This is a genomic window from Candidatus Chlorohelix sp. (assembly GCF_037138995.1).
Taxonomy (GTDB): domain Bacteria; phylum Chloroflexota; class Chloroflexia; order Chloroheliales; family Chloroheliaceae; genus Chlorohelix.
In genome coordinates this window covers 1-1291 of sequence record NZ_JBAXHI010000115.1, presented here as the reverse complement: position 1 = coordinate 1291, position 1291 = coordinate 1, and the positions used below count along the sequence as shown (strand labels likewise).

1 protein-coding gene is annotated in these 1291 nt (G+C 47.6%); it reads left to right on the top strand.

The window, feature by feature from the left end; genetic code table 11:
* The first annotated feature begins 113 nt into the window (after positions 1–113).
* Positions 114–1046, top strand: a complete 933-nt coding sequence (locus tag WCK19_RS18535) for a HEAT repeat domain-containing protein (protein WP_342398893.1) — start codon at positions 114–116, stop codon at positions 1044–1046.
* Positions 1047–1291 lie beyond the last annotated feature (245 nt).

Sequence of the window (1291 nt, the reverse complement as noted above, 5' to 3'; positions counted from 1 at the left end):
GGCTTCTGGAAGCTATTCTAGCACAAAAATGTTTGCTTTTCTATAATACCATCCTTGCGATTTATGTTAAAATTACGCTGAATGTTGGAAATTTACGATGGAGAATAATACTAATGGCAGAAAAGAAAACGTACCAAGAATATCTAGGAATGCTTGGCGATGAAGAACAAAGCCTAAGCAAGCGATTACTAAAACAATTTTCCAACCTTGAACCTGAACAGCAAGCGCAATTCGAGCAAGCATGGGGTACATTCGCGGTGGAGCGGCGGCGTGAGGCGGCGGAAGCCCTGACAGATTACGCGGAAGAACAGATAGAAGAAGATTTTAACCCGCTCTTTTTGTATATGCTGCGCGACCCCGATACGGCGGTGCGGGTTAGCGCCCTCGAAGGGCTGTGGGAATATGAAGAACATAATATGTTGCGTTTGCTCATCCCCATGTTGGAAAGTGACCCCGCGGAGGAAGTGCGGGTAAATGCCGCTATAAGTATGAGCCGGTTCGCGTTGCTGGCAGAATTGGGTAAGCTACCAAGTCGCTGGATAAAACAAGTGCATGATAGCTTGATAGAGCAATTTCAGAAAATATCCAATTCGGTGGAAGTGCGAAGGCGCGTTTTAGAAGCGCTTGGCTATTTTTCACAGGATGAGCAGGTGCGTCAGTTTATTGCAGAGGCGTATCAAAGCGATAACGAGTTGTTTAAATCCAGCGCGTTGGCGGCGATGGGGCGAACGGTAGATAAACGTTGGTTGCCTGAAATCGGGCAGGAACTGAGCAGCGAATCGCCCGCTTTGCGTTACGAAGCGACCCGTGCGGCAGGCGAACAAAGCAGTACCGAATTGCTTGCCCCCTTGCTCAGGCTGACCAGAGACCACGACGCGGAAGTGCGTTTGGCAGCAATTTGGGCGTTGGGGCAGGTCGGCGGACAAGAGGCAAGCCGTACCCTTAAAGTTCTTGCCGAAAGCGAAAGCGCAACTGTGAGTGCAGCGGCGAAAGAGGCGTTGGCAGAGATTGTCTTTAGCCAAAATCCGCTCAATGTAATTGATTAGGTAGGGGCGCAAACCATTGTAACAAGGGGTTTAAGCCCCTTGCCTGAACCCCTGCCACTAATCCCCCCCGAATTTACCAAACTATCGAGGGCAAGAGCAGCTTCCCACAGAACCCCAACCCCGAACCCCATATTAATGTGATTTTAATGAATATGACCATAAATCAATAGAAATCACCTTAAAATTCTTTAATTAATCTGCTTTTCATTATTGACAAATTAAAATCCTAGTGTTAGCATGAATTA

What these genes read in the sequence shown, in the direction of transcription:
- WCK19_RS18535 (WP_342398893.1), top strand. Translation starts at nt 114, where the DNA reads ATGGCAGAAAAGAAAACGTACCAAGAATATCTAGGAATGCTTGGCGAT.